This window comes from Pradoshia sp. D12, from assembly GCF_008935075.1.
Lineage (GTDB): Bacteria > Bacillota > Bacilli > Bacillales > Pradoshiaceae > Pradoshia.
The window spans coordinates 3,735,186-3,759,290 of sequence record NZ_CP044545.1 but is presented as its reverse complement, the minus strand read 5'-3'; the positions used below and the strand labels follow the sequence as shown (position 1 = coordinate 3,759,290).

Annotated in this window: 24 protein-coding genes; all 24 read left to right on the top strand. The window is 41.8% G+C overall.

Translation table 11 applies throughout. The features are described from left to right. Positions 1-179: 179 nt before the first annotated feature. On the top strand, positions 180-2,369 hold the full coding sequence (locus F7984_RS18045) for a S8 family serine peptidase (protein ID WP_140461891.1): 2,190 nt from the start codon (positions 180-182) through the stop codon (positions 2,367-2,369). Positions 2,370-2,777: 408 nt separating this feature from the next. Further along, positions 2,778-3,176: an ATP synthase subunit I gene (locus tag F7984_RS18040; protein WP_077248192.1), complete on the top strand. Its 399-nt coding sequence runs from the start codon at positions 2,778-2,780 to the stop codon at positions 3,174-3,176. Between the two features lie 7 nt (positions 3,177-3,183). Further along, on the top strand, positions 3,184-3,894 hold the full coding sequence (gene atpB, locus F7984_RS18035) for a F0F1 ATP synthase subunit A (RefSeq protein WP_066109305.1): 711 nt from the start codon (positions 3,184-3,186) through the stop codon (positions 3,892-3,894). Between the two features lie 57 nt (positions 3,895-3,951). After that, positions 3,952-4,158 (top strand): F0F1 ATP synthase subunit C, encoded by a 207-nt coding sequence (gene atpE / locus F7984_RS18030; RefSeq protein ID WP_066109752.1) that lies wholly within the window; start codon positions 3,952-3,954, stop codon positions 4,156-4,158. Positions 4,159-4,301: 143 nt separating this feature from the next. Further along, positions 4,302-4,826: a F0F1 ATP synthase subunit B gene (gene atpF / locus F7984_RS18025; protein WP_066109304.1), complete on the top strand. Its 525-nt coding sequence runs from the start codon at positions 4,302-4,304 to the stop codon at positions 4,824-4,826. Next, positions 4,823-5,359 carry a F0F1 ATP synthase subunit delta gene (locus F7984_RS18020; protein WP_066109301.1) on the top strand — a complete coding sequence of 179 codons (537 nt, stop codon included), beginning with the start codon at positions 4,823-4,825 and terminating at the stop codon, positions 5,357-5,359. Before atpF ends, F7984_RS18020 begins: the two co-directional genes overlap by 4 nt. A 24-nt stretch (positions 5,360-5,383) precedes the next feature. Beyond that, on the top strand, positions 5,384-6,892 hold the full coding sequence (gene atpA, locus F7984_RS18015) for a F0F1 ATP synthase subunit alpha (RefSeq protein WP_066109298.1): 1,509 nt from the start codon (positions 5,384-5,386) through the stop codon (positions 6,890-6,892). 35 nt (positions 6,893-6,927) lie between these two features. After that, positions 6,928-7,785, top strand: a complete 858-nt coding sequence (gene atpG / locus F7984_RS18010; RefSeq protein WP_066109294.1) for an ATP synthase F1 subunit gamma — start codon at positions 6,928-6,930, stop codon at positions 7,783-7,785. A 60-nt stretch (positions 7,786-7,845) separates the two neighbouring features. After that, a complete protein-coding gene (atpD, locus tag F7984_RS18005) occupies positions 7,846-9,267 on the top strand; it encodes a F0F1 ATP synthase subunit beta (RefSeq protein ID WP_066109291.1) in 1,422 nt (473 codons plus the stop codon). Positions 9,268-9,295: 28 nt separating this feature from the next. After that, positions 9,296-9,703 (top strand): F0F1 ATP synthase subunit epsilon, encoded by a 408-nt coding sequence (locus F7984_RS18000; RefSeq protein ID WP_066109289.1) that lies wholly within the window; start codon positions 9,296-9,298, stop codon positions 9,701-9,703. A gap of 563 nt (positions 9,704-10,266) precedes the next feature. Further along, positions 10,267-10,641: an NADH-quinone oxidoreductase subunit A gene (locus F7984_RS17995; protein WP_175354321.1), complete on the top strand. Its 375-nt coding sequence runs from the start codon at positions 10,267-10,269 to the stop codon at positions 10,639-10,641. Further along, positions 10,632-11,144 carry a NuoB/complex I 20 kDa subunit family protein gene (locus tag F7984_RS17990; RefSeq protein ID WP_066109280.1) on the top strand — a complete coding sequence of 171 codons (513 nt, stop codon included), beginning with the start codon at positions 10,632-10,634 and terminating at the stop codon, positions 11,142-11,144. Before F7984_RS17995 ends, F7984_RS17990 begins: the two co-directional genes overlap by 10 nt. After that, positions 11,145-12,659 (top strand): NADH-quinone oxidoreductase subunit C, encoded by a 1,515-nt coding sequence (locus tag F7984_RS17985; protein ID WP_140461890.1) that lies wholly within the window; start codon positions 11,145-11,147, stop codon positions 12,657-12,659. It abuts the gene before it with no gap. A gap of 6 nt (positions 12,660-12,665) precedes the next feature. Continuing rightward, positions 12,666-13,766, top strand: coding sequence for an NADH-quinone oxidoreductase subunit D (locus F7984_RS17980; protein ID WP_066103293.1), 1,101 nt, complete (start codon positions 12,666-12,668; stop codon positions 13,764-13,766). After that, a complete protein-coding gene (gene nuoH / locus F7984_RS17975) occupies positions 13,766-14,767 on the top strand; it encodes an NADH-quinone oxidoreductase subunit NuoH (protein ID WP_139892084.1) in 1,002 nt (333 codons plus the stop codon). The genes F7984_RS17980 and nuoH overlap by 1 nt, the downstream gene beginning before the upstream one ends. A gap of 33 nt (positions 14,768-14,800) precedes the next feature. Then, complete coding sequence (gene nuoI / locus F7984_RS17970; protein WP_066103287.1) at positions 14,801-15,217, top strand: NADH-quinone oxidoreductase subunit NuoI; 417 nt, start codon at positions 14,801-14,803, stop codon at positions 15,215-15,217. After that, positions 15,217-15,771, top strand: coding sequence for an NADH-quinone oxidoreductase subunit J (locus F7984_RS17965; RefSeq protein WP_139892085.1), 555 nt, complete (start codon positions 15,217-15,219; stop codon positions 15,769-15,771). The genes nuoI and F7984_RS17965 overlap by 1 nt, the downstream gene beginning before the upstream one ends. Further along, a complete protein-coding gene (gene nuoK / locus F7984_RS17960) occupies positions 15,768-16,082 on the top strand; it encodes an NADH-quinone oxidoreductase subunit NuoK (RefSeq protein WP_066103278.1) in 315 nt (104 codons plus the stop codon). The genes F7984_RS17965 and nuoK overlap by 4 nt, the downstream gene beginning before the upstream one ends. Positions 16,083-16,148: 66 nt before the next feature. Next, positions 16,149-18,014 (top strand): NADH-quinone oxidoreductase subunit L, encoded by a 1,866-nt coding sequence (gene nuoL, locus F7984_RS17955; protein WP_140461889.1) that lies wholly within the window; start codon positions 16,149-16,151, stop codon positions 18,012-18,014. Next, positions 18,011-19,528: an NADH-quinone oxidoreductase subunit M gene (locus tag F7984_RS17950; RefSeq protein ID WP_140461888.1), complete on the top strand. Its 1,518-nt coding sequence runs from the start codon at positions 18,011-18,013 to the stop codon at positions 19,526-19,528. The genes nuoL and F7984_RS17950 overlap by 4 nt, the downstream gene beginning before the upstream one ends. A 7-nt stretch (positions 19,529-19,535) precedes the next feature. Next, positions 19,536-21,056: an NADH-quinone oxidoreductase subunit NuoN gene (nuoN, locus tag F7984_RS17945; protein ID WP_140461887.1), complete on the top strand. Its 1,521-nt coding sequence runs from the start codon at positions 19,536-19,538 to the stop codon at positions 21,054-21,056. Between the two features lie 307 nt (positions 21,057-21,363). Beyond that, positions 21,364-21,597 (top strand): DUF1146 family protein, encoded by a 234-nt coding sequence (locus tag F7984_RS17940; protein WP_066103265.1) that lies wholly within the window; start codon positions 21,364-21,366, stop codon positions 21,595-21,597. 87 nt (positions 21,598-21,684) lie between these two features. Further along, the gene (locus F7984_RS17935; RefSeq protein WP_066103262.1) at positions 21,685-22,395 is read left to right on the top strand and encodes a YwmB family TATA-box binding protein; all 711 of its coding nucleotides are present in this window, start codon (positions 21,685-21,687) and stop codon (positions 22,393-22,395) included. A gap of 32 nt (positions 22,396-22,427) precedes the next feature. Beyond that, positions 22,428-23,729 (top strand): UDP-N-acetylglucosamine 1-carboxyvinyltransferase, encoded by a 1,302-nt coding sequence (gene murA, locus F7984_RS17930; RefSeq protein ID WP_066103259.1) that lies wholly within the window; start codon positions 22,428-22,430, stop codon positions 23,727-23,729. Positions 23,730-24,105 lie beyond the last annotated feature (376 nt).

Below are 24,105 nucleotides of genomic sequence, written 5' to 3'. Positions count from 1 at the left end.
GACACTCATACCCAGACCTATTTAACATACAAACAGGAAGAATGTGGACATTCATTTTTTTGTAATCAGGAGAATCAATCCATTACCCGAAAATGGAGAACACAGAACAACCACTATTTATTTTTACATGCATAAGAGACTGCCGTTAATCCATTCTAAAAACAAGGATGTGATAATCATTGAAGCAAATTTTAATTGGAGCTTTCATATTTATTCAATTAATAGTATATGCTCCACATAGTTCTGCTGAGGATATAGAGGTGGTGATGATTGAAACAGTAAAAGACACATCAGCTCATCGAGTGGCGAAAGAGCTGATAGAAAAGTATCCAGCAATCAAACCGCGCTATTATTTCAATTTAGTGTGCAACGGCTTTTCTGCTAGCGTACCTTCTATATTAATACCGAGATTAAAAAAGGAAGAATCAGTTTCAGCTATTTTTCTATCGGGTCCAATTAAAGCTACTATTAAAAAGAATTCTCTGCCAAAAGGTCAGCCGCAACTTCAATTCAACCAGCCAATTCAGGCTACGGGCAAAGGTGTAAAGGTCGGAGTGATTGATACGGGAATTGATTATAGGCACCCTGATCTTAAAGCAAACTATAAAGGCGGCTATGATTTAGTGGATCAAGATGAGGACCCAATGGAGACGATGGGGAGCTCTAAAAAAGCAACCATTCATGGGACGCATGTGGCTGGAATTATTGCGGCTAATGGAAAAATGAAAGGGATAGCTCCTGAAGCAAGCATTTATGCATACAGAGCACTAGGGCCGGGAGGATACGGAACAACTGATCAAGTCATTGCTTCAATAGAAAGAGCGGTAAAGGACAAGATGGATATTATCAATCTGTCCTTGGGAGATACGATGAATGGTCCGGATCTTCCTACAAGTAAAGCGCTCGATAAGGTAGTTAAAAAGGGAATAGTGGCTGTTGTAGCAAATGGAAATGATGGACCGGGTATTTGGACGGTAGGTACGCCTGGGACATCAGGGGGAGCGATCAGTGTAGGGGCGAGTTCAGATGCAGGTAAATCGAAGAGGTTGAATTTTACGAAACCATGGGCGGACATTGATTTTCAATTAACAGCAGGCTCCCCCGAGTGGGATTTTTCACATTCTATGATCATGACTTATGCAGGCCTTGGTAAAAGGGAGAATTACGAAAATATCAATGCGAAAAATAAAATTGTGTTAGTGGAGCGGGGAGTAATATCATTTAAAGATAAAGTAAAAAATGCAGTGAATGCCGAAGCTCTGGGTGTAATTATTTTTAATAATGAACCTGGTGAATTAAGCGCTTCTCTCGAAATGAATTCAAAAATTCCCGTAATCACCGTTTCGCAAAAAGATGGGCGAAAAATGAAAAAGGCTCTGGAAAATGGACAACTCACCTGTAGGACAATTGATATAGAAGAAAAAGAGAAATTAGCCTCCTTTAGTTCAAGAGGTCCGGTTATTCATAGCATAGCGATAAAGCCGGATGTAGTAGCACCGGGTGTGAGAATTGAAAGTACGATACCGGGCGGAACGTATCTTTCTTTGCAAGGAACGAGTATGGCTGCTCCTTATGTGGCGGGTGTGTGTGCATTGATTAAAGAGGTTCATCCTGATTGGAGCCCAGAAAAAATCAAATCGGCTTTAATGACCAGTGCTATATCGTTGAAAAATGATAAGGATGAAATATATCATACATTTGAACAGGGAGCTGGTCGGGTAAATGTGAAGGATGCACTGCAAGAGGATACATTTTTAGCTCCGTCATCTGTAACTTTTGGCATGGCAACCAATGGTCGAATGTATAAAGCGAATATAGTAGTAGAAAATAGAAGTAGTAGAAAAAAGCGATATTATTTTTCTATTCCACGTAAGGAAAGATTTATGACATGGAAACTGCCGTTAGCTTTTGTACTTGAAGGAGGCCAAAAGAAGAAACTGGAAGTTCAGCTTGAATTGGATAATTGGAAAGAGAAAAGTGAACTAGATGATGGTTATCTATACCTCAATGAAGCGGGAAGAAATAAGGTGCGCAAGATCCCTTACATTTTTGCAATGACGAAACCTGATTACCCAATTGCTGAAGGGGTAGAGGTTGTTCAAGAGAAAGGCGATCGCAAGATGGAAATAAGTGTTTATTTACCGTTTGGAGCCGATTCTGTAAGATTTACCTTGTATAATGCAGATTCACTTCTTTACATAAAAGATCTAGTAGAAGTGAAAGGTGTTAAAAGAGGGGTACTTAAACAAAAAGTCGACTTACCGGAAAATATCCTCTCAAATTATTACGAAATTGTGACAGAAGTTGAAAAAGACCATCAAAAAGTAGTGCTTAAGAATACAAATTACTTGAAATTTCAGTTAGAATAAAATTTATACACTTATTTTTAACATAATTGATAATTTATTCTAGTATAGGTAATGGATTTCACACCTATCTGAATTGACAATCATTTTTGCCTATTGTATTCTTACATAGGGTATAAATGGTAGGGTTTTCAAATTGACAGACAATTTTCCATTTATATTGTCAATTGTGTTGATTATACACCTCTAATATACATATCTGAGTTGATTCGATACAAAATAATAATCGCAGTGTTTTTCTGCAACGATTTACAATGTCTGCCGGTTTATTATAATTGATCGGCCCAATACTATCGGAATTTTATTGGTAGGTGGATATAATCATAATCGCTAACAATTGGAACCCCTTATTGTCTCCTGATCGGATTAGTTAGTGAAAGGTGTATATGCTATCCGTTCAAATAACTCTTAATGGAGAAACCTATTCAAATGCTAGAAGTCCACATTGTTTTCAGACGCTATCTGAGGTACACGTTCACCTTATTATCCATTTATGTTATCCTATGGGGAGTAACCCCTTATAAAACAGAAGCCTTGGGAATGACACTTGGCAGTATAATTGGTATTTATAATATTTGGCTTTTATCAAGAAAAACTGCTCAATTAGGTGAGAAAGTGCTTGAGGGAAGCAGCATGAAATCACTTGGGACAATCTCAAGAATGGCAGCTGCAGTTTTAGCTGTCGCCATTGCTATGCGATATCCTGATCAATTTAATGTATTTTTTGTCGTATTGGGATTAATGACGGGTTACCTTGTCATTATGATAGATTTAACAATCCATAACATAAGGCGGGGGGAAAAGAGGTGAATTTAGATTGAATCATGGAGCACCTACAGTCGAATTAATGGGCCTTACTTTTAATCTTGGTAACGTTCTGATGATTACGGTCGCAAGTGTGATTGTATTTTTAATCGCCGTACTGTCGACAAGAAAATTGGCAGTTAAGCCATCTGGTATGCAGAACTTTATGGAGTGGGTCATTGACTTCGTCAGAAACATTATTAATAGCAATATGGACTGGAACACTGGCGGGCGCTTTTTAGTTCTTGGAACGACGCTTATCATGTACATATTTGTTTCAAATATGCTTGGTCTTCCATTCTCAGTTACTTATAACGGAGACCTATGGTGGAAGTCGCCAACAGCCGATCCAGTAGTCGCTTTAACCCTTGCAGTAATGATCGTAGTCCTTACAAACTTCTATGGTATCAAAATGCGAGGCTTTAAAGGGTACAGTAAAAACTTTGTATCACCTATGCCGTTCTTATTTCCGCTTAAGATTATTGAGGAGTTCGCGAATACCCTCACACTGGGCTTGCGTCTATTCGGTAATATTTATGCGGGTGAAATCTTACTCAGCCTACTGGCGGGATCTCTTGCAACAGATTTCTGGAGCAGTGCCCTTGCTATTGGTCCAACCATTGTATGGCAAGGTTTCAGTATATTTATCGGAGCAATCCAGGCATTTATCTTTACGATGTTAACAATGGTTTACATGGCCCACAAAGTCAGCGAAGACCATTAATAATATAAAAAATTTAACTATAGTTATACAAATTAAAGGAGGAACTTCATAATGGATTTGGGAGTTATAGCAGCAGCAATCGCAATCGGTTTAGCAGCTCTTGGAGCAGGTATTGGTAATGGTTTGATCGTATCTCGTACAGTAGAGGGAATTGCACGTCAACCAGAAGCACGTGGTATGCTTCAAACTACAATGTTCATCGGGGTAGCTTTAGTTGAGGCGATTCCTATCATCGCGGTTGTTATCGCGTTCATGGTAATGTAATTGACAATACTGATGGCGGAGAATCTAGGGATTATCTTCGCCATTCCTTTATGTTTACTAAAATCCGGCCGTGAGTTCACGGTTTAAACGTATATGCAATAAAAAAGCAAGCCGTAAAGACTTCTGAAGGGAGTGAAATAGGGGTGTTATTTAATAATTTGGTACTTGGAGCTGCAGCGCATAGCGGTCTAAATACGGGAGATATCATCTTCCAATTAGTCGCTTTCATCATCTTGATGCTTTTACTGAAAAAATTCGCATTCGGTCCTCTTATGGGCATTATGAAACAACGTGAAGAACATGTTGCGAGTGAAATTGAAGTAGCAGAAAAGAATCGTGCAGAAGCAGCTGCTTTGTTAGAAGAACAACGTACTATGCTGAAAGAAGCTCGCCAGGAATCTTTATCTCTTATTGAAGAGGCTAAGAAACATGGTGAAAAACAACGCGAAGAAATCATCGTTGTTGCCCGTCAGGAAGCTGAACGTGTGAAAGAGTCAGCGAAACGTGAAATTGAACAGCAAAAAGAACAAGCTATGGTTCAACTTCGTGAGCAAGTTGCATCCTTGTCTGTTCTAATTGCGTCTAAAGTGATTGAAAAAGAACTTAGTGAAGCTGATCAACAAAAATTGATTAACGATTACATTCAAGAGGCAGGAGAAGAGCGATGAGTAATACAGTTGTAGCAAAACGCTATGCAGATGCTCTTTTCCAAATTGCCAAGGAAGATAATCAAATAGACCGTTTGGAAGGCGAAATGCGGACTTTGAAGGAAGTATTTCTATCAAACAAGGAGCTTACTTTATTCCTTGAGCATCCAAAGGTATCTATGGAGAGCAAAAAAGACGCCATAAGAACGGCTTTTGCTACTATGTCTCCATCTATTCAAAACCTGTTAATGATTCTTGTAGACCGTCATCGCGAGGATATTGTGGCTACTTTGGCAGATGAGTTTATTTTATTAGTAAACGAATACACAGGTGTAGTCGATGCTAAAGTTTATTCTGTCCGTCCTTTAACGAAGCAGGAACAAGAAGGCATTTCAAAGGTTTTTGCCCAAAAAATTGGAAAACAGGCACTGCGCATTGAAAATATCGTAGACAGCAGTCTTCTGGGTGGAATCAAGCTGCGAATCGGTAACCGTATTTTTGATGGTACGGTCTCAGGTAAGCTAGAACGCTTGGAACGTCGTTTGCTGGGTTAATATTAGAAGTTAGGGGTGAAATTCATGAGCATCAGAGCTGAAGAAATCAGCGCGCTGATTAAGAAACAAATTGAAGGCTATCAATCTGATATAGAAATGAGTGAAGTCGGCACCGTAATCGTTGTTGGTGACGGTATCGCGCGTGTTCATGGATTGGACAACGTCATGTCCGGAGAGCTGCTTGAGTTCTCAAACGGTGTAGTTGGTATGGCGCAAAACTTGGAAGAAAATAACGTCGGTGTTATTATCCTCGGTCCTTTCCGCGACATTAAAGAAGGAGACGAAGTACGCCGTACAGGCCGCATCATGGAAGTACCAGTAGGTGAGGCTATTATCGGACGTGTCGTTAACCCTCTTGGACAACCACTTGATGGTATGGGTCCAATCGCTACAACTGCAACATTACCGATCGAAAACAATGCACCGGGTGTAATGGATCGTAAGTCTGTACACGAGCCTTTACAAACAGGTCTTAAAGCGATCGATGCCCTTGTTCCTATCGGACGTGGACAACGTGAATTAATCATTGGTGACCGTCAAACAGGTAAAACATCTGTAGCGATTGACACCATTTTGAATCAAAAAGATGAAAACATGATTTGTATCTATGTAGCAATCGGTCAAAAAGAATCAACAGTTCGTGGAACAGTTGAAACTTTCCGTAAGCATGGTGCATTGGATTACACAATCGTTGTTTCAGCATCTGCATCTCAACCAGCTCCATTGCTATACTTGGCTCCTTACAGTGGGGTAACAATGGGTGAATATTTCATGCGCCAAGGCAAGCATGTCCTTGTTGTATATGATGATTTATCTAAGCAAGCAGCAGCATATCGTGAGCTTTCCTTGTTGCTTCGTCGTCCTCCAGGCCGTGAAGCATTCCCAGGGGATGTATTCTACTTGCACTCCCGTCTATTGGAGCGTGCTGCTAAATTGAACGACACACTTGGTGCGGGTTCAATCACAGCATTACCGTTCGTTGAAACACAAGCTGGAGATATCTCCGCTTATATCCCAACAAACGTTATCTCCATCACAGATGGACAAATCTTCTTGCAATCTGATTTATTCTTCTCCGGCGTACGTCCTGCGATTAATGCGGGTCTATCCGTATCCCGTGTAGGTGGATCAGCGCAAATTAAAGCAATGAAAAAAGTTGCCGGTACTCTACGTTTGGACTTGGCATCATTCCGTGAGCTTGAAGCATTCTCCCAATTCGGATCTGACTTGGATAAAGCAACTCAAGCGAAATTAAATCGTGGTCAACGTACAGTTGAAGTATTAAAACAAGATCTTCATAAGCCATTGCGTGTAGAACAACAAGTATTAATTCTATACTGCTTGACTCGTGGATTCTTAGATGATATTCCATTGGCTGATATCAGGCGTTTTGAAGCTGAAATCATTGAATGGACTGCACGTAACCACAACGAATTATTTGAACATATCCGCACTACTGGCGATCTGCCAAAAGAAGAGGATATGAAAGCAGCAATCGCTGAATTTAAAAAACAATTTGTTGTATCGGAATAACAGGATAGGCATTTAATAAAGGATGGTGAGAAGAAATGGCATCATTACGTGATATAGATGCGCGTATAAAATCAACGAAAAAGACGAGCCAAATCACAAAAGCCATGCAAATGGTTTCCGCCTCCAAATTGAATCGTGCCGAAGCAAACGCGAAAGCTTTTGTACCGTACATGGAGAAAATCCAAGAGGTCGTAGCGAGCATTGCGAATGGAAGCTCGGATGCATCTCATCCGATGCTGGTCACTCGTCCTGTGAAAAGAACCGGATATCTGGTTATCACTTCCGATCGCGGATTAGCTGGACCATATAATAGTAGTGTCTTAAGAAAAGTTTATCAGACAATCAATGAACGCCATAAATCCCCGGATGAATACGGTATTATCGTTCTTGGGCGGGTGGGAAGTGAATTCTTCCGTATCCGCGGTATGAACGTTATCCAGGAAATGGTCGGATTGTCTGATCAGCCAAGCTTTGATGACATTAAAGAAATAACCGCCAGTACGGTAAAGTTATTCGCAGACGAAACTGTTGACGAAATCTATATGTACTACAACCACTTTATTAGTGCTATTTCCCAAGAAGTAACGGAAACTAAACTTTTACCTCTTGGAAGTGTAGAAAGCGATGCTGTAGCTACACTTTACGAATTCGAACCAAACCAGGAAGAGATTCTTGAAGTGTTACTGCCACAATATGCTGAGAGTTTAATATATGGCGCATTGTTGGATGGTAAGGCAAGCGAACACGCATCACGGATGACAGCAATGAAGAGTGCAACTGATAATGCTTCTGAGCTTATCGGCTCTCTAACATTGACATACAACCGTGCACGCCAAGCTGCAATTACACAAGAAATTACCGAGATTGTCGGCGGAGCCGCTGCACTCGAATAGATAAAATGGAAATATAGATTCGAACATTCACACGGCATAGAGTAAATAGGAGGGAATGGAATGAACATAGGACGCGTTACTCAAGTCATGGGTCCGGTTGTCGACGTTAGATTTGAAAACGGCAAACTACCTGAGATCTATAACGCTCTGAAGATCAACATTTCCAAAGGAGCGCCTGCTGATGAGGCAGAATACCTTACTTTGGAAGTTGCTCTTCACTTAGGCGATGATACGGTTCGTACGATTGCAATGGCTTCTACAGACGGATTAGTCCGTAATGCAGAAGTAATCGATACAGGAGCACCAATTTCTGTACCGGTTGGAGACATAACACTTGGTCGTGTATTCAACGTATTGGGTGAAAAAATTGATTTAGATGCTCCTTTAGAAGGCAACTATCAAAAAGATCCAATCCACAGAGAAGCTCCAAAATTTGAAGAGTTATCTACTGAAGTTGAGATCCTTGAAACAGGTATCAAAGTAGTAGACTTACTTGCACCTTACATCAAAGGTGGAAAAATCGGATTGTTCGGTGGTGCCGGTGTAGGTAAAACTGTATTAATCCAAGAATTAATCAACAATATCGCCCAAGAACACGGTGGTATCTCCGTATTCGCAGGCGTTGGAGAACGTACTCGTGAAGGAAATGACCTTTACCACGAAATGACTGACTCCGGTGTTATCAAGAAAACAGCCATGGTCTTCGGACAAATGAATGAACCGCCTGGTGCACGTATGCGTGTTGCCTTGACAGGTTTGACAATGGCTGAGTATTTCCGTGATGCACAAGGTCAGGACGTACTTTTCTTCATCGATAACATCTTCCGTTTCACACAAGCCGGTTCAGAGGTTTCTGCCCTGCTTGGACGTATGCCATCTGCCGTTGGTTACCAACCAACATTGGCTACAGAAATGGGTCAATTACAAGAACGTATTACATCCACTAACGTGGGTTCTGTTACATCTATTCAAGCAATTTACGTACCAGCCGATGACTACACGGATCCGGCTCCGGCTACAACATTTGCCCACTTAGATGCAACAACAAACCTTGAGCGTAAACTTTCTGAAATGGGTATTTACCCAGCGGTGGATCCGTTGGCATCTACTTCCCGTGCGCTTTCTCCTGAAATCGTTGGAGAAGAACACTATGAAGTTGCCCGTAGCGTTCAATCTACATTACAACGTTACAGAGAGTTGCAAGATATTATTGCCATTCTAGGTATGGATGAATTGGGAGAAGAAGATAAATTAGTTGTTGCCCGTGCACGACGTATTCAAAACTTCTTATCTCAAAACTTCCACGTAGCTGAACAGTTTACTGGTCAAAAAGGTTCTTATGTACCAGTTAAAGAAACTGTTAGAGGCTTCAAAGAAATCCTTGATGGTAAATACGACAACCTTCCTGAAGATGCATTCCGCCTAGTTGGACGCATTGAAGATGTTGTAGAAAAAGCTAAGCAAATGGGCGTTGAGGCTTAACCGAAGGATCTTATAGGAGGGCACATATATGAGAACGATTAAAGTTTCTGTAGTTACTCCTGGCGGTCCTGTGTTGGATGAAGAAGTAGAAATGGTCAGTACGAAAGCAAAAACGGGGGAACTTGGTATTCTTGCCGGACATATTCCAATGGTAGCTCCACTTGATATCGGTTCCGTTCGTTTAAAAACGGGTAACAATACAGAATGGGTTGCTGTATCCGGTGGATTCATGGAAGTCAACGGTGAAGAAGTAACCATACTCGCACAGTCAGCTGAACGTGCTGAAGATATTGATACTGCTCGCGCCAAACAGGCTAAAGCACGTGCTGAAAGACGACTTCAAGACAGACAAGTTGAAATTGATGCACATCGTGCTGAATTGGCACTTAAGCGTGCTTTAAACCGTCTAGATATTGCTGAACAAAGACAACGTTAAACGTTGAATAAACTCCAGGGGAGAGGGGCCCCTGGAGTTTTTTTGTACATAACTTGGCAAATGAGAAATATATATAGGAAATGAGGAAGGAAGAATGGAACAAGTGGGATGAGAGGACTTTGTCTCTTGCTGTTGGGTCGGTGGGAGGTCGGTCATAGGTCGGTGGTAGATGGGTGAAAGATCGGTGATAGGTATGCGGAAGGTGGGGGAAAGGAGCTCTGGGGTACCTATCAGGCACCTATGCCCCACCTATACCGGGGTAAAGGTCGGTCAAAGGTATGTGAAAGGTGGGGGAAAGGAGCTCTGGGGTACCTATCAGGCACCTATACCCCACCTATACCGGGGTAAAGGTCGGTCAAAGGTGTGTGAAAGGTCGTAGAAAGCTCTGCTATCAACTACCTATGAGTCACCTATCATCCCCACCTATCCAATAAAATTGAGATAAAAGTGGTATGACCAAAATCACCATATCATATCGACACGTATATATCAGAATGTTATAATATATACGGTTACATATTGAATATTTAGAAAATTTTAGTGGGAAAAATGGGGGGATGAGATTGGCATCACTACATTGGTATCAGAACAATTATATAATCGTTCTGGTTTTTTTATGCCTTGGAATATTGCTTCCAATTGTAGCATTGTCTTTAGGGAAGTTATTAAGACCTCACAAACCTACCGACGCAAAAGGTACAACCTACGAAAGTGGCTTGGAGCCCTTTCATGATTCAAGGGTTCAATTTAATGTACGTTATTATATCTTTGCCTTGCTGTTTGTTTTATTTGATGTAGAGACCGTATTTCTTTATCCATGGGCGGTAGCCTATGAAAAATTAGGCGTATTTGCATTAATTGAAATGCTGATTTTTGTGTTGATGCTTGTACTTGGATTACTTTATGCCTGGAAAAAGAAGGTGCTGAAATGGAATTAAAATTGGAAGAGCTCTCTCCAAGGGAGAAGGATGAACTGCAACGTACGATATTTTTGGCAACATTGGAACAGGTAAAGGGATGGGCGAGAGGAAATTCCCTATGGCCACTTACATTTGGACTGGCATGCTGTGCTATTGAAATGATGGCTGTTGGTTCCTCGCATTATGATGTTGATCGATTTGGTTCCTTTTTTCGTACATCTCCACGTCAATCAGACGTCATGATTGTTTCAGGGACTGTGACAAAGAAAATGGCTCCTATTTTAAGAAGACTGTATGACCAAATGCCTGAACCGAAGTGGGTCATCGCGATGGGTTCCTGTGCTACCGCAGGAGGTCCATATGTGCGCTCCTATAGTGTAGTGAAGGGAGTCGACCAAATAGTGCCGGTTGATGTCTATATACCAGGATGTCCTCCCAATCCTGCAGCTCTCATATATGGAATCAATAAATTGAAGGAAAAGATTAAATATGAGGCGAAAACTGGGAAGAAGGTGTTGTAGTTGAGCGAAAAAGACTTATCCCAGCAAAAGAAAGAGGCAGCAGAAAAGGCGAAGGAAGCAGCCAAACAAAAGCTTGCTGAAAAGCAATCCTCCGAGCAATCACCTAAAGCAGATCCTCATCAAGATAAAGATGATATCGCTCTCGCGAAAGCAAAAGCGGCAGCCGCGGCCAAGGCAAAGGCAGCTGCAATAGCGAAGCAAAAACGGACAGAGGGAGAAGCAAACTCTGAGTCCACCACACCGCCAGAGGAAACAGAAAAAGAAAAAGCCATCGCCCTCGCCAAAGCAAAAGCGGCAGCCGCAGCCAAGGCAAAGGCGGCAGCATTGGCGAAGCAAAAACGAACAGAGGGAGAAGCAAACTCTGAATCTACCACACCACCAGAGGAAACAGAAAAAGAAAAAGCAATTACCCTCGCGAAAGCAAAAGCGGCAGCCGCGGCCAAGGCAAAGGCAGCTGCAATAGCGAAGCAAAAACGGACAGAGGGAGAAGCAAACTCTGAGTCCACCACACCGCCAGAGGAAAAAGAAAAAGCGATCGCCCTCGCGAAAGCAAAGGCGGCAGCCGCGGCCAAGGCAAAGGCAGCTGCAATAGCGAAGCAAAAACGGACAGAGGGAGAAGCAAACTCTGAGTCCACCACACCGCCAGAGGAAACAGAAAAAGAAAAAGCCATCGCCCTCGCGAAAGCAAAAGCGGCAGCCGCAGCCAAGGCAAAGGCAGCTGCATTGGCGAAGCAAAAACGAACAGAGGGAGAAGCAAACTCTGAATCCACCACATCGCCAGAGGAAACAAAAAAAGAAAAAGAAATCGCTATCGCGAAAGCAAAAGCGGCAGCGGCGACCAAGGCAAAGGCAGCTGCATTAGCGAAGCAAAAACGGACAGAGGGAGACACCGAATCCACCAAACCACTAGAAGAAACAGAAAAAGCCAAAGCCAAAGCAATTGCAGTAGCAAAGGCAAAAGCCGCGGCAGCAGCCAAGGCGAAATCAAAACTTGCCGAAAAAACATCCGCACCTGCATCAGAAGAAGCGCCATCTCCAAATCAATCCCTGCTTGATACCTATCGAACGATACTAGAAACCAATATTGGACCTGAAATTTTGGAAGATGCTTATATTAATAGGCTTTCTAAGGATGTACCAACGATTGTTTTAAAAAAGGAAGCATACTATCGAACTCTCGAATTTTTACGAAAAAATGAGCAACTGAAGTTTAATTATTTATCTGAGATTCACGGAACAGACTTTGTCACCCATTTCGAGGTATATTTATATTTGTATTCATTTCCATATCAGCGTGAAATTGTCATTAAGGTCAAGGTGGATCGAGAGCAGCCAGAGCTGGAATCTGTCGTGCCGTTATGGATAGGTGCAAATTGGGCAGAGTCAGAAATATATGATTTGCTGGGCATAACGTTTACAGGCCATCCGAACTTAGAGCGAATACTACTCGGGGAAGACTGGGTTGGTCATCCACTGCGCAAGGATTATGAGCAGTATGATGATGTGGAGGTGTAGGAGGGCATGATTCGAACGGAAGAAATGCTTTTGAATGTAGGACCGCAGCATCCAAGTACGCATGGGGTTTTGCGGATTGTCGTTAAAATTGATGGAGAAATCATTACCGAGGCAAAACCGGTTATTGGCTATTTACATAGAGGAACGGAAAAGCTGGCGGAGAACCTGCAATACACTCAAATTATTCCCTACACCGACCGGCTTGATTATTTATCTGCCATGACCAATAACTATGTGCTCTGCCATGCGGTCGAAACAATGATGAAGATTGAAGTGCCGGACCGGGCTGAGTATTTAAGGGTTATGGCCATGGAACTGGGGCGGATATCGAGCCATCTTGTGGCATGGGGGACATTCGTGCTGGATTTGGGAGCGACCAGTCCATTTATCTATGCATTCAGGGAAAGGGAAATGATTCTTAATTTCCTGAATGAGCTATCTGGTGCCCGACTGACATTTAATTATATGCGTGTTGGTGGTGTGAAATGGGATGCACCGGATGGATGGATTCAAAAGGTGGCTGAATTTATTCCATATATGCGTGAACAGCTGCAGGGATACCGTCAACTGGTAAGCGGAAATGAGATCTTTTTGACACGGGTGAAGGGTATAGGAATTTACTCCGCTGAAGAAGCGATTGCCTATTCATTAAGCGGTCCAAATTTAAGATGCACAGGTGTGAAACAGGACTTACGAAAAACGGCTCCTTATTCGATTTATGACCGTTTTGATTTTAAAATAGTTACACGTGAAACAGGGGATGTGTTATCCAGATATGAAATTCGTCTGGATGAAATCGAAGAATCCTTAAAGATTCTTGAACAATGTATTGAACAATTTCCTTCTGATGGGCCTGTTATGGCTAAGGTTCCAAAAATAATAAAGCCGCCAAAAGGGGAAGGGTACGTCCGAATTGAATCACCAAGAGGAGAAATCGGTTGTTACATAGCGAGCGAGGGAAAAAAAGAGCCGTACCGTCTTAAATTCAGGCGCCCGTCTTTTTACAACCTGCAAATTTTGCCGAAGTTATTAAAGGGAGAAAATATCGCCAATCTGGTTGCAATATTGGGTGCAATTGATATTGTCCTTGGGGAGGTTGATGGGTAATGATTCAAAATTTACTTACCTCAACTCCGAGCTGGAGTTCATTTGCAGTCTTTGCTGGTTCGGCAATTGTACTCATGTTCGTCATACTGGGATTCGTGACATTTGCCATTTTAGCAGAGCGAAAGGTTATGGGGTATATGCAGCTGCGCCATGGACCCAATCAGCTTGGAGGGAAATGGGGCTTACTCCAGACAGTTGCAGATGTCCTCAAATTGCTACTTAAGGAAGATACGATTCCGGATCAGGCTGATAAACCATTGTTTAAATTGGCTCCCTTTATTGCGTTTGCACCTGCGATGGTTGTTGTAGCTACATTGCCATTCACAGAAGCTCTGCAATTTGCGGATTTGGGTGTAGGGTTGCTCTATTATATTGCAGTATCTGGGGTTAGTACAGTTGGGATATTGGCAGCAGGATGGGCTTCCAATAATAAATATTCCTTAATGGGCGGGATGCGTGCAGGTGCACAAATGATTTCCTATGAGGTTCCGCTCGTCATGTCTGTGATTGGGATTGTTCTCTTAACAGGCAGCTTAAATTTAAATGATATTGTAGAATCCCAGGCAGGTGTTTGGAATATTATCCGCCAGCCAATTGCGTTTGTTGTCTTTCTGATAGCGGCAGTAGCAGAATTAAATCGCGTTCCTTTTGATTTATCCGAGGCTGAATCGGAGCTGGTAGCAGGATTTCATGTTGAATATTCGGGTTTTAGATGGGCATTCTTTATGCTTTCAGAGTATGTGTACATGTTTGCGATGGCCACATTGACTGTAATCCTGTTTTTTGGAGGGTGGCAGCCTCTCCCGTTCCTTGATTGGATTCCAGGTGCCGTTTGGTTCAGCTTGAAATGGTTTGCGGTCACGTTTTTCCTAGTTTGGATTCGTGTGACGTTCCCACGTTTACGAGCAGATCATTTAATGGAGTTTGGCTGGAAGGTGTTATTGCCGGTTGCCTTACTAAATATCTTTGTAACAGCATTAGTCATAAAAATAATAGCCTAAGATAGAGAGAGTAATAGAGGGAGGGAGAAAAAAATGTTCGGTTTAGCTAAGGGTCTGAAGTACACACTGAAGAATTTATCTCGTGAAAAAGTGACCTACGATTATCCAAATGAGTCGATTATGGTACCCGATCGTTTCCGCGGCATTCAAAAATTTTATCCCGAAAAATGCATTGTATGTAATCAATGTATGAATATTTGTCCAACAGATTGTATTCATCTGACAGGTAAAAAACACCCTGACTCTACTAAAAAAGGCAAAATTATCGATACCTATGATATAAATTTTGAGATTTGTATACTATGTGATTTATGCACAGAGGTTTGTCCGACTGAAGCCATTGTGATGACGAATAATTTTGAACTGGCGGAGTATAGCCGGGATGAGTTATTTAAGAATCTGGAGTGGCTTGATGAAAATGACGAAAATATTCGAAAGGTGAATCAATAATGAGTGGAGAAATGACAGCATTCATTGTGCTGGGATTAATAGCAATCTGCGGCGCTGTGCTGATGATCCATCTAACCAAGGTCATGCATATGATGGTGTCACTTGTGTTTACCTTTATCAGCATTGCCGGAATCTATGTGTTACTGTCAGCAGAGTTTGTGGCGGTAGTCCAAATCATGATTTATTCTGGAGCGATCACAATCATTATGCTTTTTGGAATTATGCTGACCAATCACCGGGATCCAAGTGTAACAAAGGCAGGCATGTGGAGGAAAGCCTTTGTCCTAATAGGAGTTTTGGGCTTTGCAGGTGCAGTCTATGCAGGCATCTACAATTTAAACTTTGCAGAGACTGTCAATACAGCAGGTGGCGAGACAGATCTGGTCAGCCAATCGAGTACTCTGCATTTAAATAATACAGAGAAAATTGGGATTGCTATTTATACGAAATTTGTGATTCCATTTGAGCTTGTATCCGTATTGCTGCTGGTTGCCTTGGTAGGTGCCGTCGTATTGGCGAAAAAAGATGATCAGAAGGAGGGGGAGGAGAAATGACTTCAGTTCCGCTTCCTGCCTATTTAACACTAGCGTTGACACTATTCTGTATTGGGCTTTATGGTGCTCTGACAAAGCGAAATATAATTATTGTCCTCGTATCGATTGAATTAATGCTAAATGCCGTGAATATCAATCTAGTAGCTTTCAGTAAGCTTGGACCGGCCCCTGCCATAACCGGGCAGGTATTTGCTTTGTTTGCGATTGCAGTAGCAGCTGCCGAGGCTGCAGTAGGACTCGCGATTTTATTTTCACTTTATCGGAATCGAAAAACTGTCAATATAGATGAAATGGACACATTGAAAAATTAACGTCAATGGATAACACGAATTGAAGAGGGGAACTGCTGCTCTTCAATCATAAGGGGAAATGTTTATATGATGAAGCTTGTATGGGTCATTCCTCTTTTCCCGCTCCTGTCATTTGTGCTTCTGCTTGTGGTTGGAAAGAGGCTGAAGGCTTCGAGTGCATACATAGGGATTGGCTTCACGTTACTTACTTTCCTTTTCTCCCTCCTGGTTCTCATTGGCCGCCTTCAATCACCAGACTATCGCTCTGTAGTGGATTGGCTAAGAATTGGTGAGAACCAAGTGACAATGGGGGTAGAGGTAAACCAATTAAATGCGTTGATGCTGGTGATTGTTTCACTTGTAAGCTTACTGGTACATATTTATTCAATTGGGTATATGCAAGGCGATGGAAGGGTGCCTGTTTTCTTTGCTTATTTGGGGCTGTTTACATTCGCCATGCTGGGTTTGGTGGTTTCACCGAATCTCCTGCAGCTCTATATCTTTTGGGAATTGGTCGGATTGGGATCATTCCTGTTGATTGGCTTTTATTTTTACAAGGATGCTGCCAGGCGCGCAGCGAAAAAGGCATTTATTATGACCAGAATTGGAGATATCGGACTTTTAATCGGCATTATCCTCTTATTCTGGAAAACAGGCAGCTTTGAGTATGAAGCGATTTTCTCAGCTGTAGAAAATGGAGTCCTGACTTCAGGCTGGGCCACAGCCACAGCGCTGTTGATTTTTATTGGCGCTATCGGGAAATCTGGCCAGTTTCCATTACATACATGGCTTCCTGATGCGATGGAAGGCCCGACTCCTGTATCGGCATTAATCCATGCCGCTACCATGGTGGCAGCCGGCGTCTATTTAGTCGCAACGATGTTTCCTCTGTTTGCAGCGAGTGAAACAGCCATGCTGACTGTAGCGATTGTTGGTGCGTTTACAGCCATCTTTGCAGCTGCTATTGCCACAGTCCAAAAGGATATTAAACGGATTTTGGCATACTCGACGGTCAGCCAGCTCGGCTATATGATGCTTGCACTTGGGACAGCAGGCTATGTGGCCGGTGTATTCCATTTAACGACTCATGCATTTTTTAAAGCACTATTGTTCCTGGCAGCCGGCAGTGTCATCCATGCTGTTCATACTCAAAATATCGACGAGATGGGTGGCTTGTGGAAAAAATTACGGCGAACTGGTCCATTGTTTTTAATCGGGACATTGGCCTTAACCGGATTTCCACTCCTATCAGGATTCTTTAGTAAGGATGAGATTCTTGTATCTGTTTGGGAGAGCGGCCATATCGTCCTATTTATAGTTGCATTACTAACATCCATTTTGACGGCTTTTTATATGTTCCGCCTGTTCTTTATCGTATTTTGGGGACCATCACGTAATGAAACAAAGGATGTGCAGGAATCACCTGGTTCCATGACAGCTCCGATGATGATACTTGCTGTACTTTCTATCTTTGCAGGCTATGTTAACACCCCGTGGTTTGGAACTTTTCTTGGAGATTGGCTGGCTGAAGGCAACCGATATCTGGGCCATGTACATATAGAGGGACCAATTTGGATTCCTATTGTGGCTATACTTGCCTTTTTAATTGGATGCGGCACCGCCTGGCTGATCTACGGTAAAAGGAAAAGTGTCGGTGTGGAGAAGGAAGTTCCAGGACCGCTTTATCAAATGCTGGCGAATAAATTTTATGTCGATGAATTTTACGAGTTTACAATTGTGCGGATGGTGAAGGGCTTCGGAATGATTCTCTCCTGGGTTGAAAAATATATCCTGCAGGGAATTGTGTCATCTGTTTCTTACTTGATCAATTTTAGCGCTACTAAAGGTGCCAATGCGCATAATGGCAAAATGCAGATATATGGGACGATTGCTCTGATTGGCCTGGCTGCCGTACTTGTGATCTTTGCATGGACAGGAGGGTATGTCAGATGAACCCATATATTCTTAGTTTGCTCGTTTTCTCCCCTTTGCTAGGGATAGCTGGATTACTGTTTGTTTCGAAAAACAATGAAAACGCACTGAAACGATTAGGTATATTGGGGACCATTCCACCATTGATTCTTACAATCTACCTATATAGTGAATATCTATCTGGAACGAAATTTACGGTGTTTTCGGTTTTTCATAAGTGGTTTCAATTAGGAGGCGGGGGAGTTAGGCAAAGTCAATTATATGCCATACCCTTTGAACTGAGCCTGAACGGAATCTCCCTTGTGATGGTAATTCTTACAGCGATTTTATCAACATTGGCAGCACTAGCCTCTGTTCTTCAGATAAAAAAAGAATGGAAGGGCTATTTTATTCTTCTTCTCTTATTAGAGGTTGGTATGCTGGGTGTCTTCCTATCTCAGAATCTGATTTTATTCTTCCTCTTCTTTGAGGTTACCTTGGTGGCCATGTTCTTCTTGATTGGGAAATGGGGTTATTTCGACAAAGAAAAAGCCGCATTTAGCTTCTTGATTTATAACGGCTTAGGCTCTTGTATCCTCTTGTTTGTCATCATGGTACTTTTTGCGAGAACCGGCACAGCCAATATTGAGATATTGGGGCAAATCTTATCAGTTGGCGGGCAGACGCTTCTAGCTCCAATCAGTACAGAATTGAAATATATCCTCTTTACGGGGATTGTCATCGCTTTTGGAATCAAGCTGCCGATTTTTCCGTTCCATTCCTGGATGCTGCGAGTCCATGTACAGGCGCCTCCAGCAATTGTTATGCTGCATGCCGGAGTATTACTGAAGATTGGTGCTTATGGGTTAATCAGATTTGGAATGGGATTGTTCCCAGGTGAGTTTAAAGAGATGGCCTTTTGGATTGCTTTGCTTGGCGTCATTAATTTCCTATATGGTGCTTGGCTTGCTTTGCAACAAACGGATTTCAAGCTCGTGCTGGCCTATTCCTCAATCTCTCATATGGGAATTGTCCTTATGGGACTGGGGGCATTAAATACAGCAGGAATTCAGGGTGCTTTATTTCAGGTTGTATCTCATGGCTTGATCGCCGCCTTGCTTTTTTTACTGGTTGGCTTTCTTTATGAAAGAGTCGGAACTACAAATCTTAAAGAACTTGGTGGATTGGCTAAATCTATTCCGGTTTTCTCGGGGATTTTACTGGCAGGAGGGATGGCTTCACTCGGTTTGCCGGGGATGTCCGGTTTTATCAGTGAATTCATGGCGTTCATGGGATTGTTTAAGACCGAACCAATCCTTGCTGCCATTGGTACGTTAGGAATTGTATTGACTGCTGTTTACGTGCTGCGTGCCGTTCTAAATATGACATTTGGAGCGCCCAAGAACGAGTTATCCATCGCCGACTTAAAACCGAACGAAGCGGTACTGGCATTTGTATTACTTGGTTTTATTATTTTGATCGGCGTCTGCCCTGCCATCCTGGAAGGACCGCTTCAGGCTGAAATTGCTGACATGATGACAGGGATAGGGAGGTGACTAAGATATGGATATGGAAACATTACTGTCGATGAACTGGAATTTAATGATACCTGAATTTATAATCCTTGGTGCAGCGATCATCCTCTCTATATTGGATTTATGCATGCCTAAACAATTTGGAAGAAAGGTACTTGGCTGGTTTGCTTTTGGTAGTATCGGGCTTGCCATCATTTCTTTAATTGGCTTATTCCCATTGGAGGCTGGCTCGATTTTGTATGATACATTCCGATTGGACGCCTTTGCCAAAGCATTTAAGCTTATACTTTTGATTGGATCAGCCTTTGTCATGGTGCTGGCTGTGGTACATAAACCGAGAGCTGGGATGCAGCCGTATCAGGCAGAATTTTATTATTTACTTCTAACTGCTTTATTAGGTGCCATGATCATGACATCAAGCGGAGATTTGATTACATTGTTTGTGGGGCTAGAGCTTTTGTCCGTTTCATCCTATATTCTGGCTGGAATGCAGAAAAATAACCGAAAATCAGCTGAAGCTTCAATGAAATATGTGGTCAATGGGGGAATCTCGACAGCCATCATCCTGTTTGCACTGAGTTATATGTACGGCGTGAGCGGGACGACGAATATATTCGAAATTGGAACTATATTTGCCACCCAAGAAAACTCGCAGCTTCAATATATTGCTGGACTATCCTTCTTTATTTTCGTAATCGGGATATCCTTCAAGCTGGCAACCGTGCCTTTCCATATGTGGGCACCTGATGTATATGAAGGATCGCCGACGCCGGTGACTGCCTTCTTGAGTATTGTTTCAAAAGCAGCAGGCTTTGCGCTTTTACTTCGTATCGTTGTTACCGTGTTTTTAACAGCAACAATGGATGATATCGGATTCCTATCGATTTTTACGGCCAATCAAAACTATCTGGCTGTCCTGGCTAGTATAACGATGATTGCCGGAAATCTAATTGCATTAAGGCAAAAGAATCTGAAACGAATGCTTGCTTATTCAAGCATTGCCCATGCAGGATATTTGCTTGCTGCGGTTACAGCCTTTGGAGAATATACGATTGAATCGATTTGGTACTATTTTGCTGCATACATCCTAATGATGACCGGGGCCTTTGCCGTCATCCAATTCATAGCAGAAGATAGGAAGATTGGGGACGAGGATCAATATATGATGGCCGGCCTGTATAAAAAATCACCATTTTTGGCGGTTTCCATGTGTATTTTCATTCTCTCCATGGCAGGAATTCCTGGTACGGCAGGATTCATTGCAAAGCTGAATATTTTCATGAACCTTTTTGCGAAGGAACAAGGCCATTATATACTGGCAGCAATCATGCTGGTGACTACCGTAATTTCCTATATCTATTACTTCAACATCATCGTCCATCTCTTTATGAGGACGGAAGAAGAAACAAAGGGTAAGATGAAAATATCAGTCATCCACTATGTAATCGGAATTTGTGCTGTGGGATCGATCCTGTTCGGATTATTCCCTCATTATTTGCTCGATTTCTTCCATCAGAACTTCACGGATATATATCAAATGTTAAAATAAATTTACATGACCAGGAGGGAAAATACCTCCTGGCTTTTTATTTGTTTTCTTTGTAAAGAAAACTTAATAATTACCATTAAATTGTGAAGAAGTGAATCTAGCTATTAACAGGTGTTATGTTGTAAAATAATATTATGCGTGCCTAAATATGTCTGTTTATTACATTATTTGATAGAATCCGTTTATTTCATACGATTTAGATTCTTTTTGTTAGAAAATGTCGATAATTTGTAGAAAAAGAGGAACGGTCCTTTTAAATATGGTACACTGAATTCGTATATCTTTAGTTTTGAAAGGAAAAAAGACCATGAATTCATTCGGAATGCAAGCTTTGCTCAGTATTGTGAGTCATTTGTTTTTTATAGCTGTTACATGGTGGGCATTACAAGCGCTGCACTTTGATAAGCTGCTGAGAGCAGGAAGAGTATTTCAGGCAAGAGTGCTGTATATATTGCTGACCATTACCATCGGTTCAGCAGTCAGCGGATTTTTTCTTGATTACTGGAGTTATGCTCAGCAATTAACGAATCTCTTTAATTAACCGAAGCTGTCAGAAAGTGACGAACGGATTTCTGTATGCATATGATTCCCTAAGGTAAAACTAAGGCAATAGGGGAGAGTGGCATACATGAAAAAAGTGATTCTTTCAATAATTGTTGGTTTGATGATTTTATATGTGGGGAATAAAACGACAGAAGCATTGGCTAAAAGCGACTTGCTAATGATTGCTGAGGGTATAAAGCGTGTCGATCCAGCAGCAGAAATAACGGATTGGATTGTTTTGGCCCGAGCAAGTGTTGATAATCAATTTTCTGAAGTGGCGGCTGACATACAGACTGAATATACCAATTATGTTTGGAGCGAAGATTCCAGCAGCAACGGAAAAACATTGGTTGGTACATATCTGAATGAAAAGTTGAATATTACCTCGAAGATTAAAATCATGTCCAGTGATTCACAAAAAACAGTCCTAATTACGAGTATAGAAGGGACTGAGTGGACACGTGGACAAGTTGATTTTATCCAAAACTGGCTAAAAAATGGGACAAAGGTCATGTTTAAGGACCCCCCTCACTATTTCTCTTGTATCAAAGGGATAACCGGTGCTAATATGGATAAGGTTCTACTAAAAAACTGGATGAATGAATATGAAGCTAAGTCAATGGAAAGTGCAATAGAAAGTAATTTTATTTCTGTTGCTGCAAAAAGCAATCAATTTAAGAATATGATGACCAATGGAATGAACCTCCAACTGGCCTTTCGAGATATCAGAGAGGATCAAAAGAACAGTGGGACACAGTTTACCATTGGCACACCGATAATAGCATTTGAATACTAATATAGAGATATTGAACGCGGAGGGGAATAACTTTGGAAAAAATCATTGTCCGCGGCGGAAACAGGTTAGAAGGTACAGTTCGTGTAGAGGGTGCAAAAAACGCCGTTTTACCTGTATTAGCTGCAACATTATTAGCAAGTGAAGGAAAAAGCGTTCTTAAAGACGTTCCGGAGCTATCCGATGTATATACAATTAATGAAGTAATCCGAAATTTAAATACAGAAGTCACTTTTAGCAATAATACTGTAACAGTGGATGCCTCAAAGCCATTAGCAGAAGAAGCGCCGTTCGAATACGTTCGTAAAATGCGTGCTTCAGTCCTTGTAATGGGATCTTTATTGGCTAGAAACGGAAAAGCTCGCGTCGCTTTACCTGGCGGCTGTGCAATTGGTTCACGTCCAATTGATCAGCATCTAAAAGGGTTTGAAGCAATGGGCGCTAAAGTGAGAGTCGGCAACGGTTTTATCGAAGCTGAGGTTGATGGTCGTCTTAAAGGTGCAAAAATCTATTTGGATTTCCCAAGTGTAGGAGCTACTGAAAACATCATGATGGCTGCTGCATTGGCAGATGGTGTCACTGTATTAGATAACTGTGCAAAAGAACCTGAAATTGTGGACCTGGCTAACTATTTGAATAAAATGGGTGCAAAGGTTAAGGGTGCAGGAACAGCTACAATCCGTATTGAGGGTGTAGAAAAGCTATATGGTACTGAACATTACATTATTCCTGACCGTATTGAAGCTGGAACTTTCATGGTTGCTGCTGCAATTACAGGCGGAAATGTATTGGTGCAAGGTGCAGTAATGGAGCACTTATCCTCTCTTGTGGCTAAAATGGAAGAGATGGGTATTACAATCAAAGAAGAGAAAGATGGCCTGCGTGTAATTGGGTCAGATAGCATGAAAGCAGTAGATATTAAAACAATGCCGCATCCAGGGTTCCCGACTGATATGCAATCTCAAATGATGGCATTGTTGTTACGTGCCAATGGAATAAGCATGATTACTGAAACGGTCTTCGAAAACCGCTTTATGCATGTAGAAGAATTCCGTCGCATGAACGCTGATATTAAAATTGATGGCCGTTCTGTTATAATTTCTGGAGAAGCAAACCTTCAGGGAGCTGAAGTAGCAGCTACAGATCTGCGCGCAGCAGCAGCCTTGATTTTATCCGGACTTGTTGCTGACGGTGTCACTCGGGTAACAGAGCTTAAGCACTTGGATCGTGGATATGTGAATTTCCATGGTAAACTTGCTGCGCTTGGTGCAGATATCGAGCGTATTAATGAATCCTCTGAGCAGGAAGAATCTACAGTTATTGCGGAAAACGCGTAAATTTTAGTGCGTTGAAAGCCAGACAGAAATGTCTGGCTTTTTCGTTTTCACGAAAAACGGTGGACAATTTATTGGTTACCTTTATATAAATATCAACGTATATAGAGTTACCCACAGGTGTATAAACAAATTAACAACAAGTTATTCACAATTGTAACAGGGTTATCAACAGCCTTATCCACATAGATGGGTGTGAAAATAGCTCTCCAACATTTCAAACCTTTATTTTTCAAGTTTTTTTAAAGATTTTATTAAAAATATTGGTCGTTCACTAGTTATCCACAACTTTATACACAATTCCATCACTTCTGGGGGTAACTCACTAAATAATCTGAAATTTTAATAGACTATAATTGATAAAATAAAGGAAAGGAGA